At 68.1% G+C, this 14,751-nt stretch carries 15 protein-coding genes; 11 read left to right on the forward strand and 4 right to left on the reverse strand.

The annotated features are described in order from the left end of the window. Nucleotides 1-57: 57 nt before the first annotated feature. Together KV203_RS06115 and KV203_RS20065 are read left to right on the forward strand one after the other, a co-directional pair. Nucleotides 58-915, forward strand: coding sequence for an NADAR family protein (locus KV203_RS06115; protein WP_174522031.1), 858 nt, complete (start codon nt 58-60; stop codon nt 913-915). 7 nt (nt 916-922) lie between these two features. Next, entirely contained in the window at nt 923-1,129 is a 207-nt protein-coding gene (locus tag KV203_RS20065; RefSeq protein WP_066469041.1) for an NADAR family protein, read from the forward strand. Between the two features lie 169 nt (nt 1,130-1,298). On the opposite strand, the gene KV203_RS06125 is transcribed toward KV203_RS20065, so the two are convergent. Both KV203_RS06125 and KV203_RS06130 read right to left on the reverse strand, forming a co-directional pair. Beyond that, entirely contained in the window at nt 1,299-2,036 is a 738-nt protein-coding gene (locus tag KV203_RS06125) for a phosphoadenylyl-sulfate reductase (protein WP_157079763.1), read from the reverse strand. Between the two features lie 2 nt (nt 2,037-2,038). Next, the gene (locus KV203_RS06130) at nt 2,039-3,745 is read right to left on the reverse strand and encodes a nitrite/sulfite reductase (protein ID WP_066469039.1); all 1,707 of its coding nucleotides are present in this window, start codon (nt 3,743-3,745) and stop codon (nt 2,039-2,041) included. Nucleotides 3,746-4,064: 319 nt separating this feature from the next. Here KV203_RS06130 and hemW point away from each other — a divergent pair, with 319 nt between their 5' ends. Beyond that, nucleotides 4,065-5,249, forward strand: coding sequence for a radical SAM family heme chaperone HemW (gene hemW, locus KV203_RS06135; protein WP_066469038.1), 1,185 nt, complete (start codon nt 4,065-4,067; stop codon nt 5,247-5,249). Nucleotides 5,250-5,263: 14 nt separating this feature from the next. Here the strand turns inward: hemW and KV203_RS06140 are convergent, their stop codons facing one another. Next, on the reverse strand, nt 5,264-6,733 hold the full coding sequence (locus KV203_RS06140; protein ID WP_066469036.1) for an HNH endonuclease signature motif containing protein: 1,470 nt from the start codon (nt 6,731-6,733) through the stop codon (nt 5,264-5,266). A gap of 206 nt (nt 6,734-6,939) precedes the next feature. After that, nucleotides 6,940-7,236 (reverse strand): type II toxin-antitoxin system VapB family antitoxin, encoded by a 297-nt coding sequence (locus KV203_RS06145; protein ID WP_066469034.1) that lies wholly within the window; start codon nt 7,234-7,236, stop codon nt 6,940-6,942. A 96-nt stretch (nt 7,237-7,332) separates the two neighbouring features. On the opposite strand from KV203_RS06145, the gene hrcA reads away from it, so the two are divergent. The 8 genes from hrcA (at nt 7,333) to era (ending at nt 14,682) form a co-directional block, all read left to right on the forward strand. After that, nucleotides 7,333-8,376, forward strand: a complete 1,044-nt coding sequence (gene hrcA / locus KV203_RS06150; RefSeq protein WP_066469032.1) for a heat-inducible transcriptional repressor HrcA — start codon at nt 7,333-7,335, stop codon at nt 8,374-8,376. A gap of 77 nt (nt 8,377-8,453) precedes the next feature. Then, on the forward strand, nt 8,454-9,602 hold the full coding sequence (gene dnaJ, locus KV203_RS06155) for a molecular chaperone DnaJ (RefSeq protein WP_066469030.1): 1,149 nt from the start codon (nt 8,454-8,456) through the stop codon (nt 9,600-9,602). Nucleotides 9,603-9,612: 10 nt separating this feature from the next. Further along, entirely contained in the window at nt 9,613-10,377 is a 765-nt protein-coding gene (locus tag KV203_RS06160; RefSeq protein ID WP_066469029.1) for a 16S rRNA (uracil(1498)-N(3))-methyltransferase, read from the forward strand. A gap of 57 nt (nt 10,378-10,434) precedes the next feature. Beyond that, on the forward strand, nt 10,435-11,490 hold the full coding sequence (locus KV203_RS06165; RefSeq protein WP_066469028.1) for a PhoH family protein: 1,056 nt from the start codon (nt 10,435-10,437) through the stop codon (nt 11,488-11,490). A 59-nt stretch (nt 11,491-11,549) separates the two neighbouring features. Then, nucleotides 11,550-12,095, forward strand: coding sequence for an rRNA maturation RNase YbeY (gene ybeY, locus KV203_RS06170; protein ID WP_066469027.1), 546 nt, complete (start codon nt 11,550-11,552; stop codon nt 12,093-12,095). Between the two features lie 40 nt (nt 12,096-12,135). Further along, on the forward strand, nt 12,136-13,422 hold the full coding sequence (locus tag KV203_RS06175) for a hemolysin family protein (RefSeq protein WP_066469026.1): 1,287 nt from the start codon (nt 12,136-12,138) through the stop codon (nt 13,420-13,422). Next, on the forward strand, nt 13,419-13,784 hold the full coding sequence (locus KV203_RS06180; RefSeq protein WP_066469025.1) for a cytidine deaminase: 366 nt from the start codon (nt 13,419-13,421) through the stop codon (nt 13,782-13,784). Before KV203_RS06175 ends, KV203_RS06180 begins: the two co-directional genes overlap by 4 nt. Further along, nucleotides 13,777-14,682 carry a GTPase Era gene (gene era, locus KV203_RS06185; protein ID WP_066469023.1) on the forward strand — a complete coding sequence of 302 codons (906 nt, stop codon included), beginning with the start codon at nt 13,777-13,779 and terminating at the stop codon, nt 14,680-14,682. Before KV203_RS06180 ends, era begins: the two co-directional genes overlap by 8 nt. The last annotated feature ends 69 nt before the right edge of the window (nt 14,683-14,751 follow it).

A 14,751-nucleotide genomic window follows, 5' to 3' on the forward strand; every position in this document is an offset into this window, starting at 1 on the left:
GGTTCGCGCTGTCGGTTCCCGTGCGCTACACCGAATGGGAACTACGTGTGAAACACGTTGCGCACCGATATGGCCCGACGATGTTTCCGCGCCGCACGGCACGCCCGCTGTCCCGAAATTCGGTTGAGACGAGGGCTCGCGACCACCGATGATGTCGGTATGGAATCAGCCGAAACCACACTCGTGCTGGGTGTGGATTTCGGTCGTGTCATCCAGGGCGGTGACACGCTCGACGCCACCGACGTCGATACCCAGTTCCTCGGCGCCTCGTACCATGAGGCACTGCGATCCCCACCCACCGCCTGCGTGTTCGATGTCCTTCCGGGATTGGTCGAACAGTTCGACGGCCGCGTGTGGATCATCTCGAAATGCGGCCACCGGATTCGCGAGGTCATGCTGGGCTGGCTCGACCACCACGACTTCTACACCCGCACCGGTATGCCGCGCGGGAACATCCGCACCTGCGCCAAACGGGCCGACAAAGCCGTGCATTGCGTCGATCTCGGTGTCACGCACATGATCGACGATCGCCTGGATGTCCACACCCACCTCCGCGGGATCGTGCCGAACCTCTATCTTTTCGGCATCCAACCCGCCACCACACGACCACCGGCTTGGGTGACGCCGGTACCGAACTGGGAGCACGCCGGCAACGCGATCCAGGCCAGCCTGAAGCGCGTGAACCACTCGAAGACCCGTATCGACTCCTTCACCGGTGAGCACCGGTTCCTGAGCAACTTCGCCCCGTACCCGACGGTTTTCGACGGGATCGAATACCCCACCGCCGAGCACGCCTATATCGCGGCCAAAACCCTCGACCCCGACATCCGCGCCATTGTCCGAGCGACTCCGGCGCCGGGCTCTGCGAAAGCTACGGGCGATCACCCTCCGACCGGACTGGACCGAGGTCCGTGAACAGGTCATGCTCGAGATCCTGCGCTCCAAAGTCGCCAACCCGGACGCCGCCCGACTCCTCCGCGCCACCGGCACCGCCGAACTCGTCGAGGGCAACCGTCGGCACGACAACCATTGGGGCCACTGCACCTGTAGACCCTGCCGCCGCAAAGGAACCCAAGGCCTCAACACCCTCGGCAAACTCCTCATGCAAATCCGGGACGGACTCCGGTAGCCGAGCTGACTACGGCTGTCCGGCTGGGGTTCGCTCGACGTCGTCGCGCACGTAGTTCGGGGGTAGAACGACGGAGCCGGGCGACGCACCTTCGGCGAAGACTTCTCCCAAGTCCGCACCGACCACGCTTCTTCGCGTCGTGGCTACCTCGGTCGGTAGGTGTGCCGGACTACGAAGCGTGCAGTCCGCACTCGGTCTTCGACTGTCCGGCCCACCGGCCGCTGCGTGGGTCGGCTCCGGGGGCCGGCTTGCGCGTGCACGGTTTGCAGCCGATCGACGGATAGCCCTCGTCGATCAGCGGGTTCACCAGAATGCCGTACTCGGCGATGTACGCCGCGACCTCGTCGTCGGTCCACGCCGCGAGCGGATTGATCTTCACCAGGCCGAAGCTCTCGTCAAAGGAGATCAACGGGGCGTTGGCTCGGGTGGGAGCCTCCACGCGACGGATACCGGTGACCCAGGCGCGGTATCCGCTGAGCGCGCGCTGCAGCGGCACCACCTTGCGCAGCCGGCAGCACTCGTTGGAGTCGCGGGCGAACAGGTCGGCACCCAACAGCGCATCCTGCTCGGCCACCGATCGTTCCGGCGCCACGTTCACCACGTTCACGCCGTAGACGGCTGCGACAGCGTCCCGGGTGCCGATGGTTTCCGGGAAGTGATATCCGGTATCGAGAAACAGCACATCCACGCCCGGACGCACCTGCGCGGCCAGCTGGACCAACACGGCGTCCTGCATGTTCGAGGCGACGATGTAGCCGCTGCGTGGACCTGGTGCCGGGGTGCCGAACGTGTCGTCGGTCCAGCGCAGGAGTTCACCGGCCGAAGCGCCGGCCAATTCCGCTGCGCCGAGCTCCGCGATGGCGCGCAGATCGTCGGTCAGATCGGTCTCCGGGCTGTTGTGGGTCATGGTCATCGCAGATCGTCCTCCTCGGCTCGGACCGCCCACTGGGCGAACCGTTCGCCATCGGTGCGGTGCTTCACGAAATTGCGCACCACCCGCTCGATGTAATCGCCCAGCTCGGTGCTGGCTACCTTGTGCTGTCGCAACTTTCGGCCGAACGCGCTGTCGAACCCGAGGCTGCCGCCCAGATGAACCTGGAAACCCTCGATCTGATTCCCGTCGCCGTCGTCGATCAACTGCCCCTTGAAGCCGATATCGGCGATCTGCGACCGGGCACAGGAGTTGGGGCAGCCGTTGATGTTGACGGTGATCGGCACGTCGAGGTCGGCGTTCAGGTCGGCCAGCCGCTGCTCCAGATCCGGGACCAGCGTCTGGGATCGCTTGCGGGTCTCGGCGAACGAAAGCTTGCAGAACTCGATCCCGCTGCAGGCCATCAGGTTCTGCCGCCATATCGACGGACGCGCTTGTAAACCCAGGGGTTCCAGCTCGGCGATCAGGGTTTCGACCTGGTCGTCGGGCACGTCCAGGACGATCAACTTCTGATACGGGGTGAACCGGATGCGGTCCGAGCCGGCCCGCTGCGCCGCGTCCGCGACGGCGGTCAGGATGGTGCCGGACACCCGGCCGGCGATCGGCGCGAACCCGATCGCGTTGTGGCCGTTGCGCAATCTCTGTACCCCGACGTGGTCGATCGGTCGGGTCGGCTGCTCCGGGGCCGGCCCGTCGATCAGTGTTCGCTTCAGGTACTCCTGCTCGAGCACCTCACGGAACTTGGGAATGCCCCAGTCCTTGATCAGGAACTTCAGCCGGGCTTTGGCGCGCAGGCGGCGGTAACCGTAGTCCCGGAAGATCGAGACCACCGCCTCCCACACGTCGGGCACCTCGTCCAGCGGTATCCACACGCCGACCCGCTGGGCGAGCATCGGATTGGTCGACAGTCCACCGCCGACCCACAGGTCCAGGCCGGGGCCGTGCTCGGGATGCACGACGCCGACGAAGGCGACGTCGTTGATCTCGTGCACGACATCCTGCAGACCGGAGATGGCGGTCTTGAACTTGCGCGGCAGGTTCGAGTACTCGGGCTTGCCGATGTAGCGGCGGACGATCTCGTCGATCGCGGGTGTCGGGTCGAGCACTTCGTCCAGCGATTCGCCGGCCAGCGGAGAACCGAGCACGACCCGCGGGCAGTCGCCGCACGCCTCGGTCGTCTTCAGCCCGACGTCCTCCAGCCTGCGCCAGATCTCCGGGACGTTCTCCACCTCGATCCAGTGGTACTGCACGTTCTCCCGGTCGGACAGGTCGGCGGTATCACGCCCGAACTCGGTGGAGATCTGTCCGAGGGTGCGGAGCTGAGCGACGTTCAGCGCGCCGGCGTCGCAGCGCACCCGCATCATGAAGTACTTGGCCTCGAGCAGGTCGATATTCTCGTCGCCGGTCCAGGTGCCGTCGTAGCCTTGCTCACGTTGGGTGTAGAGCCCCCACCAGCGAAACCGGCCGCGCAGATCGCCCTTGTCGATCCCGTCGAAGCCGGTCCGGGCGTAGATGTTCTCGATCCGGGCGCGGACGTTGAGCGGATTGTCGTCTTTCTTCGCCTGCTCGTTGGCGTTCAGCGGCTCGCGGTAGCCCAGCGCCCACTGTCCCTCGGCGCGCCGTCGTCCCGCCGGTCGGCGCCGCGGTGCAGGGGCTGCTGCGTCGGTGATTGCATCGGCGGGCATCGTCGCTCCTGACGAGATCGGGCATTGGGGAATGGGGAATGGGCCGGCGTTTACGGTTGACGTCGACCGGGCGGCCCGAAGAAATCGGGGTATCGAAGACGGACGTCGGCTACTGGCGAACGACGACCGGACACCGCGCGCTGCACACGCGCTGGAAGTCGACATGACGGCGAGAGACGAGGCGTAGGCCGCGGGCAGCGGCGTAGCTCGTCGAACCGGTCATCGTCCCATGATGCCATGTCGGATCGGGATGCTCGATTCGACGATCGCCAGGTGCCCCGATGGTGGCGCACTTCGCCGGGGGAGTGACGATGAGCGGGTGAGCCCCGATGGTCCGAACTTCCTGCTGCCGGCCGCCGCGACCGTCGGGCTCGGCACTCGACCGTTCGGGGTGTACGTCCACGTGCCGTTCTGCGCGACCCGCTGCGGTTACTGCGATTTCAACACCTATACCGCGGGGGAGTTGGGCAGCTCGGCCTCGCCCGCTTCCTGGCTGGAGGCGCTGCGAATCGAGCTGGCGACGGCCGCTGCGCTGCTCGGCGGGCCGGTGGTCGACACGGTGTTCGTCGGTGGGGGGACGCCGTCGCTGTTGGGCGGGGACGGGTTGGCCGCGGTGCTGGAGGGGGTCCGGGCCGGCTTCGGACTGGCGCCGGACGCCGAGGTGACCACGGAGGCGAATCCGGAGTCGACCTCGCCGGAGTTCTTCGAGCGGATCCGGCGGGCCGGCTACACCCGGGTCTCGCTGGGGATGCAGTCGGCGGCCGCGCATGTGCTCGCGGTGCTGGACCGGGTGCACTCGCCGGGCCGGCCGGTCGCGGCTGCCCGGCAGGCCCGGGCAGCCGGATTCGAGCACGTCAACCTCGACCTGATCTACGGCACGCCGGGAGAATCGGACGCCGATCTGGACCGGTCGCTGGACGCCGTGCTGACCGCCGGGGTCGATCATGTTTCGGCGTACGCGCTGATCGTCGAGGACGGCACGGCGCTGGCTCGGCGGGTCCGCCGGGGGGAGACCGTGGCGCCGGACGACGACGTGCTGGCGGAGCGGTACGAGCGCATCGACGCCCGGCTGGCTGCGGCCGGTCTGCGCTGGTACGAGGTGTCGAACTGGGCGGCGTCCGACTCGGCACGCTGCCGGCACAATCTGGGCTACTGGGCCGGCGGGGACTGGTGGGGCGCCGGGCCCGGCGCGCACAGTCACGTCGGCGGGGTGCGCTGGTGGAACGTGAAGCACCCTGCACGATATGCCGAGGCGTTGGCGGCGGGTCGGCTCCCGGTCGCCGGCTCGGAGAGGCTGAGCGCCGCCGAGCGACACACCGAAGAGGTGATGTTGGGGATCCGGCTCGCCGACGGGCTGCCAGTGTCGGTGCTGGCGCCGGGCGAGCGAATCGCCGCGGACCGGGCGGTGCAGGACGGCTTGCTCGGCACGAGCGCGGGGCGCTACGTCCTCACCGCGCGCGGGCGGCTGCTGGCCGACGGTGTAGTGCGCGATCTGCTGGCCTGAACTCTGCGGGCCGTTCATGCGGCGTCGCTTCCGAATCCGGCGCGGTGCCGGAACCATTGGGCGGGGCGGTGGTAGGTGTTGGTGCGGGGCTTCTGTTCCGGGTCGAGCCATTGCGGTGGTACCCAGTCGATGCGGGCAGTGTTCGGGTTGCGGTACACCCGCCAGCCTTGATCGACCAGGCGGTGGTGATGCGGACACGCGGGTGCCAGGTCGGTGATATCGGTCGGCCCGAGCTCCAGCCAGCTGGTGACATGGTGCAGTTCGCAGTCGCTGGCCGGGCGCGGACAGCTGGGGAACGAACACCCGCCGTATTGGGCGGTGGTCACGATCCGTTGATCGGGTGAGGCGAGCCGTTTCGACCTACCGAGGTATAGGGGTTGGTCGGTGTGGTCGTCGAAGATCGCGAGGTAGTGCCAGGCGTGGGTGGCCATCCGGATCAGGTCCCGGTAGGGGATCCAGGTACCGGTCGCGGTGTAGGCCTTCCCACACCTGCCCCCGGAGTCGGGCGGTGCCGCCGGCGGCGGGGGTGGAGGTGTGGCCGCCCGCCCCGGCTGGGGCTGCGGCTGGGGTTCCGCCGCGCCGAGGAGGTCACCCACAGTGGCGGTGATGACGATGGTCACCGGCAGGCCGGCGTGCCGACCCAGGTCGCCGGAGGTGAGCATGGCTCGCACCATCGCATTCAGGGCATCATGACGGCGCTGACTCGCACTGCGCTGATCCCTGCCGGCCTGCTCGGTGGGCGGGTCACCCTCCACGACCGGGACCGGGTCCTCCGGGTTGCACATGCCCGGCGCAGCGAGCTTGGCGAACACTGCTTCCAGACCGGCGCGTAGCTCCGGGGACACATACCCGCTGATCTTGGACATGCCGTCACGTTCCTGATCCCCGAGCCGTACACCGCGCTTGCGTTGCCGGTCGCGTTCGTCGGTGAGGTTGCCGTCCGGGTTGAGGATCGCACCCAGATGGGTCGCGAGTTTGCGCAACTGGTCCGGCCGCAACGTCACCGCCGCCGACGCCAACTCTTCCTCGGCTTTCCCTCGTGTCTGCATGTCGACGGCGGTGGGGAGGTCGTGCAGGAACGTGCGGATCACTGTCACGTGATCGCGGCCGACCCGGCCGGCCTCGACCTCGGCGGCCACCGCGGCCAGGACTGGTTCCAGGGGTTCGCCGGTGAGAGTGCACCCCGCGGTCAGGTCCAAGGCCTCGAACACTCGCGCACCCGCGTCTTTCGGGTGGATCCGCAACGCGCCGGCGAGCACATTGCGGGAGCGTTGCCCGCCGAACTCGTCCGACGGCGCTTCGACCACGGTCCGGATCAGCCGGTACCCGACGGCGGTGATCCGCCGCTGCAGTCGTTCCAGTTCCTGCAGCAGGTGCAGCGCCGCGGTACCCGTGTCGGGCAGCACCGCGCTCAGGGTGTCGAGGTCGGCGTCGAGCGCTGCAGTCACCGCGTCGGGTGTCTCGGAGCGGCCGAACTGGTTCATGGGGCAATTCTATCGAACGCATGTTCGATAGACGAAGCCTCGCTTGCTGATTCGCGAATTACGGTAGGCGTAGGGCCGGTCGATCCCTGCGCTACGTCGACCCTGTGCTCGCTAGCCGGCAAGTCGAGATGTGCAGGCCGGGATGACGACTGCTAAGTAACCGATCCGGCCGCCTTCATCGGGGTCGAACCGATCGAATCGGCGGGCTATCCCGCCATCTCGTACACCCGGGCGTGGAGGACGACCCGGTTGCGCAACGCGGCGCGCACCGTCTGGTGCAGCCCGTCCTCGAGATAAACCACCCCACGCCAGTACACCGCGTGGGGGAAAAGGTCACCGTAGAAGGTGGAGTCTTCGCTCAGCAGCCGGTCCAGCTCCAGGACTCGGGTGGTGGTGACGATCTCGTTCAAGCGGATCTGGCGCGGCGGGATCTGGGACCATTCCCGCATCGAAAGTCCGTGGTCGGGATAAGGCTTGCCGTCGAGGACTCCGCGGAAGATCACGCGTCCAGCCTAGGCGCCGATCGACCTGCGGGCATGTCCCCGGCGCGTCGCCGATCCCCGATAGACTGGTAGGTCAGGTGGAGTAGGAGGTGAGCGGTGTCGAGCACTGATGATCGTCGATTCGAGGTCTTGCGAGCCATCGTCGCCGATTACGTTGCCACCAAGGAGCCGGTCGGCTCCAAGGTGTTGGTCGAGCGGCACAATCTGGGTGTGTCCAGCGCCACTGTACGCAACGATATGGCGGTACTCGAGGCGGAGGGGTACATCACCCAGCCGCATACCAGCTCCGGCCGGGTGCCGACCGACAAGGGCTACCGGCAGTTCGTCGACCGGATCGCCGAGGTCAAGCCGTTGTCGCCGGGTGAGCGCCGCGCGATCTTGGAGTTCTTGGAGTCCGGGGTCGATCTGGACGATGTGCTGCGCCGTGGCGTGCGGTTGCTCGCCCAGCTCACCCGGCAGGTCGCCGTCGTGCAGTATCCGACGTTGTCGGCCTCGTCGGTGCGCCACCTGGAAGTGGTTGCGCTGAACCCGGCCCGGCTGTTGTTGGTGCTGATCACCGACACCGGCCGAGTGGATCAGCGGATCGTCGAGCTCGGTGAGCTGATCGACGATGCGGGTCTGTCCCGGCTGCGGGTGTTGCTCGGTAGTGCGCTGGAGGGCAAGCGGTTGGCCGCCGCGTCGGTTGCCGTCGGTGAACTGGCGGAGAACGCGCCGGCATCGCTGCGGGATGCGGTGATCCGAACGGCGACGGTGCTGATCGAGACGCTGGTCGAGCATCCGGACGAGCGGTTGGTGCTGGGCGGCACTGCCAACCTCACCCGCAACGTCGCCGACTTCAGTGGCTCGGCCGGGTTTCCCGGGTCGCTGCGCGATCTGCTGGAGGCACTGGAGGAGCAGGTGGTGGTGTTGAAGCTGTTGGCGGCCGCGCAGCAGCCGGGTACCGTCACGGTCCGGATCGGCGAGGAAACCCAGATCGAACAGATGCGTGGCGCGTCGATGGTGTCGACCGGATACGGTGCGGCGGGGACCGTGTTGGGCGGGATGGGGGTGCTGGGTCCGACTCGGATGGACTATCCGGGAACAATAGCCTCGGTCGCAGCTGTTGCCAGATACATCGGCGAGGTACTCGCAGGGCGGTAGCGCTCGACCGCTCGACACGGGTCGGTCGGCGACGAACAGGTGGGACGACACTTCGGACAGGTGGAGAGATCAGTCAGGTGGCCAGCGACTATTACGGAATTCTCGGGGTCGGCAAGAACGCTTCCGATCAAGAGATCAAGCGGGCGTATCGCAAGCTTGCGCGCGAACTGCACCCCGATGTGAATCCGGATCAGCAGGCGCAGGTCAGGTTCCGCGAGATCTCGACCGCGTACGAGGTGCTGTCCGACCCGGAGAAACGGCGGATCGTCGATCTGGGCGGCGATCCGATGGAGTCTGCCGGTGCCGGTGGGTTCGGCGCCGGCTTCGGTGGGTTCGGTGACGTGTTCGAGGCGTTCTTCGGTGCCGGTGCGACCGGCGGCGCGGGCGGCCGCAGACAGCGTGGCCGCGTGCAGCCCGGTGCGGATTCGCTGTTGCGGACCCGGGTGACGCTGGCCGAGTGTGCGACGGGGGTGACCAAACACCTCACGGTCGAGACGGCGATTCTGTGCGACAACTGCACCGGCTCCGGCACCAACGGTACGTCCAAGCCGGTCCGCTGCGACATCTGCGGCGGAATGGGCGAGGTACAGACCGTGCAGCGGTCGTTCCTGGGACAGGTGATGACCGCACGTCCGTGTCCGACCTGTCGCGGCACCGGTGAGGTGATTCCGGATCCCTGTACCAAGTGTGGCGGTGACGGGCGGGTGCGCGCCCGCCGAGAGATCGCGGCCAAGATTCCGGCCGGGGTGGCCGCGGGGATGCGGGTTCGGCTCGCCGCGCAAGGTGAGGTCGGCCCAGGCGGCGGTCCGGCGGGCGATCTGTACGTCGAGGTGGTCGAACAGCCGCACGATGTGTTCGTCCGCGACGGCGACGACCTGCACTGCACCATCCGGGTGCCGATGGTGGACGCAGCGCTCGGTGCCACCGTGGTCGTGGAGACGCTGATCGACGGCCCGACCGAGCTGACCATCACACCCGGCACCCAGCCCGGCGACGTCTCCGCGCTGCGTGGGCAGGGCATGCCCAAGTTGCGTGCCGGCACTCGTGGCGACCTGTTGGCCCACCTGGAGGTGGTGGTGCCGACCAAGCTGGACCACAAGCAGGTCGAGCTGCTCGAGGCATACAAGGCCAGCCGCGATCGGGACCGCAGCGAGGTGGTGTCCAGCCAGTCCGCGCAGCAGGGTGGCTTGTTCTCCCGGCTACGGGCATCGTTCTCCGGTCGCTGACCCGTCGAGCGTGGCAGCGACGGTCTTCTATCTCGACTCGGTTCCCGAGCCGGGCGCGGTAGCGGTGCTCGACGGCCCCGAAGGTCATCACGCCGCCACGGTGCGACGGATCGGTCCGGGCGCGGCGGTCACCTTGTCCGACGGCCGCGGGGTGTCGGGCCGAGCGCGGGTGCTCACGGCCGGCCGCGGCCGGCTCGAACTGATCGTCGACGACCGGGAGACCGAACAGCCACCCTGTCCGAGGGTCACGCTGGTCCAGGCGCTGCCCAAGGCGGACCGGGCCGAGGCCGCGGTCGAGCTGGCGACCGAAGCGGGGGTCGATGCGATCCTGCCGTGGCGCGCGGCGCGGTGCGTCGCCCGCTGGGATGGCAAGGCGGACAAGGCGGTGGCGAAATGGCGGGCGACCGCTCGGGCGGCCGCCCGGCAGTCCCGGCGGGCGTGGATTCCCGAGGTCGCCGAGCTGCACGACACGGCAGCGGTGCTGGCTCGGATCGCTGCGGCCGGGGGACCGGTGGCGGCGTTGCACGAGGCGGCGGACCGGCCGTTGGCCGGCTTACCGTTCGCCGGAGCGAGCGATGTGCTGCTGATAGTCGGTCCGGAGGGCGGTCTCGACGACGGCGAACTCGCGCGATTGGTCGCCGCCGGCGCGCAGCCGGTGCGGCTGGGCCCGACGGTATTGCGGACCTCTACCGCAGCGGCGGTCGCGCTCGGAGCGCTCGGAGTGCTCACCGACCGGTGGTCCGGGCGGCCACCGCCGGATCGATCGCCGCAGTAGAATTCACGCCCAGTGACCGGTCCACCCGCGAACCCGAAAGTAGGCCATAGCAACCACGTGAGCCCGCACAACGAGAACGGCGCGTCGTCCGACACCGGGGCCGCCCCGGCCGTACGGTCCACCATCGAACTCCGGCCCGACGACGTTTTCGGGTTCCTGGGCTCCGCCGATGCGAACCTGCGTGAACTCGAACAGTTGCTCGAGGCCGATATCCATGTCCGGGGTAACACCGTCACCCTGACCGGCGCACCACCCGAGGTGGCGCTCGCCGAGCGGGCGGTCGAGCAGCTGGTGGCACTGGTCGGCCGTGGCCAACCGATCAGCCCGGAGACGGTGCGACACACCGTCTCGATGTTGACCGAGGGCGTCAGCGAATCGCCGGCCGAGGTGCTGAGCCTGGACATTCTGTCGCGGCGCGGCAAGACGATCCGGCCCAAGACGCTGAACCAGAAGCGCTACGTCGACGCGATCGACAAGAACACCATCGTGTTCGGCATCGGCCCGGCCGGGACCGGAAAGACCTACCTGGCGATGGCCAAGGCGGTCCAGGCGCTGCAGGCCAAACAGGTGAGCCGGATCATCCTGACCCGCCCGGCGGTCGAGGCGGGTGAGCGACTGGGCTTCCTCCCCGGCACGCTGAACGAAAAGATCGACCCGTACCTGCGCCCGCTCTACGACGCCCTGCACGACATGATGGATCCGGAAGCGATCCCGAAGCTGTTGCAGGCAGGCGTGATCGAGGTGGCGCCGCTGGGGTACATGCGCGGACGCACGCTCAACGACGCGTTCATCATCCTCGACGAGGCGCAGAACACCACCGCCGAGCAGATGAAGATGTTCCTCACCCGGCTCGGGTTCGGCTCCCAGGTCGTGGTCACCGGTGACGTCACCCAGGTCGACCTGCCGGGCGGGGCCCGGTCCGGCCTGCGCGCCGCAGCGGAGATTCTTCCCGGTATCGACGACATCCACTTTGCCGAGTTGAACAGCAGCGACGTGGTCCGGCATCGGCTGGTGTCGGAAATCGTGAATGCCTACGAACGGGCGGAGGCGACGCTCGACCAGACCGTGAACCGGGCACAGCGCCGCGCCGCCGGCCGTCCCGGTCGGCGGTGAGCCGGGCCGTGGCACCGTCGCCGGTCCGGTTAGGGTGACCGCGTGAGGATGAGCCACCGGTGAGCATCGAGGTCTCGAACGAGTCCGGCGTCGAGGTGGCCGAGGCCGACCTGGTCGCACTGTCCCGGTTCGCGCTCCGCCGGATGGACGTGTCCCCGGCGGCCGAGCTGTCGATCGTCCTGGTCGATTCGGCGACCATGTCGGACCTGCACCTGCGTTGGATGGACCTGCCCGGGCCGACCGACGTGATGTCGTTCCCGATGGACGAGTTGGAGCCGGGCGGACGCCCCGACAGCCCCGAGCCCGGTCCGGCGATGCTCGGCGACATCGTGCTCTGCCCCGATTTCGCGGCCGGGCAGGCGGCGAAGGCCGGACACTCGCTGGAGCACGAGTTGACCGTGTTGACGGTGCACGGAGTGCTGCACCTGCTCGGGTTCGATCACGGAGATCCGGACGAGGAGCGAGAGATGTTCGGTGTGCAGGCCGAGATCGTCGAGCAGTGGTACGCGAGCCTGCGCGCGGCCGAGCAGGCGGTCGCCCAGGCCGAGCGGGACCGGCGACTGCTCGGCAAGACCGGCTTCATGGACCGGAATCAGCAGTGGTGATAACCGCAGTAGCGATAGCCGCAGTGGTGATACTCGTACCGTGAACGGCAGCCTCACCCCGATTCTGCTCGCCACGGCGCTGACCGTGGCCGCTGGGTTGTTCGCCGCGGTCGATTCGGCGCTGAACACGATCTCGCCCGCTCGGGTGGACGACCTGGTTCGGCTCGGGCGGCCGGGGGCGACGCGGTTGGTCGCGATCGTGTCCGACCGGGCCCGCTATGTGAACCTGGTCGTGCTGCTGCGCACGTTGTCCGAGATCGGGGCGACGGTGCTGCTCGCGGCCGGCATGTTGCGGTTGCTGCCGCAGGGTTGGGCGCTGACCGTGACCGTCACGGTGATGGCGCTGGTGTCGTACGTGGTGATCGGTGTCGGTCCGCGGACGTTGGGCCGGCAGCAGGCGTACTCGATCGCGCTGTTCGCGGCGCCGTTGTTGCAGGGGATCGGGACCTTGCTCGGCCCGCTGACCCGGCTGTTGATCCTGATCGGTAACGGCATCACCCCGGGTCGGGGCTTCCGCAACGGGCCGTTCGCCTCGGAGATCGAGCTGCGCGAGGTGGTCGACCTGGCGCAGCAGCGCGGAATCGTTGCCGACGACGAACGGCGGATGATCCAGTCGGTGTTCGAGCTGGCCGACACGGCGGCGCGTGCGGTGATGGTGCCGCGCACCGACATGGTCTGGATCGAATCGGAAAAGTCGACGGCTCAGGCGGTTTCGCTGGCAATGCGCAGTGGGCACTCGAGAATTCCGGTGATCGGGGAGAACGCCGACGACGTGTTGGGCATCGTCTACCTCAAAGATCTGGTGTCCGAAGTGGATCGGGCGCGGCGGGTTGCGGAGGTGATGCGACCGGCGATGTTCGTGCCGGACTCGAAGCCGCTCGACGACCTGCTCGACGAGATGCAGCGGGATCGTCGGCACATGGCGTTGCTGGTCGACGAGTACGGCGGGATCGCCGGTCTGGTGACCATCGAAGACATTCTCGAGGAGATCGTCGGCGAGATCGCCGACGAGTACGACGGCAACGAGGTGGCTCCGGTCGAAGACCTGCACGACGGGAGATATCGGGTATCGGCCCGGTTGTCGCTGGACGATCTCGGTGAGTTGTTCGGCACCGAGGTCGACGAGGAGGACGTCGAGACGGTCGGCGGCCTGATCGCGCACGAGCTCGGCCGGGTGCCGCTGCCGGGTGTGATCGTGACCTCGCACGGGCTGGTGTTGCGGGGTGAGGGTGACCCGGATCAACGCGGCCGGATCCGGGTCCATACCGTGCTGGTAGAGCGTGCGCCGGCAGCGGAGCCGGCACGGCTGGTGGAGGAGCAGCGATGACGGGTCCGAGCGGCGCCGCGCGGGACAGCGGGCTTGATGACGAAGATCGCAAGCTGGTCGTGCTGGCCCGGGGAGCGCTGGGCCGGACGCAGAGCGGGGCCGGGGCGGCGGTACGGGATACCGACGGGCGGACCTACGCGGCCGGGGAGGTGTCGCTGGCGGCGTTGCAGCTGACCGCGCTGCAGGCGGCGATCGCGGCCGCGCTCTCCAGCGGTGCCGAAGGTTTCGAGGCTGCAGCGGTGGTCGGGAGCGCCGCCGAGACCGATCCGGGGATCGCGGCACTGCACGAGCTGAGCTCCGGCGCCACGCGAATCCTGGCGCGGCCCGACGGCACTGTCACCGAGGTGCATCGACATGGCTGACGAGCAGTTCCGGTCCGGGTTGGTCTGCTTCGTCGGCCGACCGAATACCGGTAAGTCCACGCTGACCAACGCGTTGGTCGGGGAGAAGATCGCGATCACGTCGTCGCGGCCGCAGACCACCCGGCACACCATCCGCGGCGTGGTCAATCGGCCGGATGCGCAGCTGATTCTGGTGGATACGCCCGGCCTGCACCGGCCGCGGACGTTGCTCGGTCAGCGCCTCAACGACCTGGTCCGCGACACCTACTCCGAGGTAGACGTGATCGCGCTGTGCATTCCGGCCGACGAGAAGATCGGCCCCGGCGACCGGTGGATTCTGCAGCAGGTGCGCCAGCTCGCCCCGGAGACCAAGCTGGTCGGCGTTCTCACCAAGATCGACAAAGTACGGAAACAGCAGTTGGCGCCGCAGCTGCTTGCGCTGTCCGAACAGATCGGTCCGGATGTCGAGATCGTTCCGGTGTCGGCGACCGACCGGGACAACCTCGACACCCTGGTTCGGGTGCTGGCGTCGTTGCTGCCGCCCGGACCGGCGCTCTATCCGGACGGCGAGCTGACCGACGAGCCGGATGAGAAGTTGATGGCCGAGCTGATCCGGGAGGCGGCGCTGGAGGGCGTGCGTGACGAATTGCCGCATTCGCTCGCGGTGGTCATCGAGGAGGTACGGCCGCGGGAGGACCGCACCGATCTGCTGGACGTGCACGCGTTGATCTACGTGGAGCGGTCCAGCCAGAAGGCGATTGTGATCGGCAAGGGGGGCGCGCGGCTACGTGAGGTGGGCACCACCGCGCGCAAGCAGATCGAACGCCTGCTCGGGACCAAGATCTACCTGGACCTGCACGTCAAGGTGGCCAAGGATTGGCAGCGGGATCCGAAGCAGTTGGGCAAGTTGGGGTTTTGATTCGAAGCTGACGCGAGCCGGTCGGCGCTGCACCGGAGGGTGCCGGTGCAGCGTCGCGCCGTCGTTCTT

This window comes from Skermania piniformis, from assembly GCF_019285775.1.
GTDB lineage: Bacteria > Actinomycetota > Actinomycetes > Mycobacteriales > Mycobacteriaceae > Skermania > Skermania pinensis.